Annotated in this window: 2 protein-coding genes; both read right to left on the reverse strand. The window is 60.1% G+C overall.

Going from position 1 to position 2,066, the window contains the following annotated elements; translation table 11 throughout:
- Window positions 1-1,256, reverse strand: a 1,256-nt coding sequence (locus ABX749_RS30895) for a hypothetical protein (RefSeq protein ID WP_372899422.1), incomplete at its 3' end; no start/stop codon positions are given.
- Window positions 1,257-2,066, reverse strand: an 810-nt coding sequence (locus ABX749_RS30900; RefSeq protein WP_372899423.1) for a sulfatase/phosphatase domain-containing protein, incomplete at its 5' end; no start/stop codon positions are given.

Here is a 2,066-nt window from a genome sequence, read left to right on the forward strand (position 1 = left end):
ACGAGTCGGGGCAGGCGTCCGACATAGTTTCCACTCTCTGGTACGTCGCCGACCAATCCCGTCCCCGGGCCGACGGCGGCCGTGCCGATGCGTGGATCCGCCGTCACGTCGACCCCATCCTTCCAAACGGTGTAGTAGAGGTCTGTCTCGCCGGGGTTCTCGGGTAAGACGGCTTCGATCACGGCCGTGTTGCGACGGAAGTCGTTGCTGATGATTTTTGCCTGCCCCGCCACGGGCACCGACTTCCATCCGCCGGCCGGGCGTTCGGACGTTGCGATTCGAAGTTCCGCTTGTTCCCCATCGCTTTCGAAAATCCCGACGAAGCGAACCGTCCACTCGCCGGCGTCGTTTTTCTGCAGCGTGTCACCGAGTGCGTAGCAGGCCAGGCACGGGCTGGTTTGCACGGCGAGCGGTGGAGCTTCCTCCGCTTCGATCGTCATCGCATTGACACTAAAGTCGATCAGCCCACGCGCCAGCACTCCGACATAGCCTTCGGTTTGGCCGACGGGAACCTTTTGAGTCAATCGAACCGTGTCGCTGCCACGAGAAAGCACGACAGACAACTGGGCGTGTTGGCCAGCGGGGACCACGTCGACTCGCAGGTTGACGACATCGCCCGGCGACAAATCAAACGCCTCGCGTTCGGCACCGGCTTGTTGGCGCCCGGCCCCCTTCTTCGCTTTTCCGCGAGAGATCACATGGAGTTTTTCGTCGTCCGACCAAGCGATTTGGGTCGCATTGGTGACTTTGTTGAAACTTTCCAGCAGATTCTTCGCTCCGATCGCGATGCCCATCAGTCCATCACCGCGCTGGTACATCTTCCACGCAGGGTCGTCCCCTGGGGCCGGATCGGCAGCGTCGGCGTGGTAGACGAATTGGGCGTCGATCGAATACCGGCCGCTCAGAAACTGATCACGCCGATACAGAATCCCTGCCGGCAGTGAGGGATCGTACTCCGTCTCCATCACACCGCCCTTGGATTCAGCGTGAAACGGAAATCCGGTGCGGCGGGCGCGATCACCGACGTTCGACAACCGGCGACGTAAGCGACCGTTTTCGACTTTCCAATAACCCGGGTTCAACGATTCCCACTCGGGCGGATGAACCAGCGAGTCTTGCCGGGGGAAGGTGATTTCGGTCACGCCAGACTTGGATGCGGCGGTCGCCAAGCCGGCGTGCGCGATGGTCATTCCCGCCGAAGCCAGCGCGGCGGATCGTTTGACAAATTGACGCCGATCAATCGATGAGTCAGTCATTTATTTTCCTTCGGAGGCCCATTGCTTCATCAGGGCGATGTTTTTCTGGACGGTTGTCAGCTGCTTGGGATCAAATTTTGGCAAGCTCAGGCGGTCGGTGTAGACCTTCATGTCGCTGTCGTACATCTGTTCCGATTCGGCCCGTCGCCCTTGATCGTCGGTTTCTTCCATCCAGACGTCCAGCCGTTGACGCAGCTCTGTTAGTTTTTCGGCAAACTGCGGATCGCCCGCCAGATTGTGAATTTCATGCGGATCGTTTTTCAGATCGTACAGCTCTTCGGCCGGCCGGGTCTGGCGAAACAGCAACTCCTGGGTGTCGTTCAGCTTGCCGGCCGCGTGCTCGTCTCGCAGTGCGATCAAGATCGCTTTGGCGTCCTTGTAGGCGCAGGGTTGCAAGTAAGGCCGCTCGGGCAGAAAGTTGCGGATGTACTTGAAGTCCTTGGTGCGGACGCTGCGGATGTGGTCAACGGTTTCGTCACAACGATCCCGGGCGGCAAAAGCGGCTTCGCGCGGAGCGTAGTCATCGGCCAAGATGTCGCGGGCCTGCATCGAGTTGGGGATCGCGATGCCTGCGGCGGCGAGCGACAACGCGGCAATGTCAATGTGCTCGACGACATCCTCTCGAACGGTGCCGGCTGGAATGCCCGGGCCGGCGATCACCAGCGGGACGTGCAGCCCTTCGTCGTACAGAAATTGTTTGCCACGCGCGTGACTGATCCCGTGGTCGGTCATGAACAACACGATCGTGTTTTCCAGCACGCCTTCTTTTTCCAAGCGGGCCAGCACTTCGCCGACCATCACGTCGGTCAT

It is taken from the genome of Stieleria sp., assembly GCF_041595215.1.
In the GTDB taxonomy this organism is placed as follows: Bacteria; Planctomycetota; Planctomycetia; order Pirellulales; family Pirellulaceae; genus Stieleria; species Stieleria magnilauensis.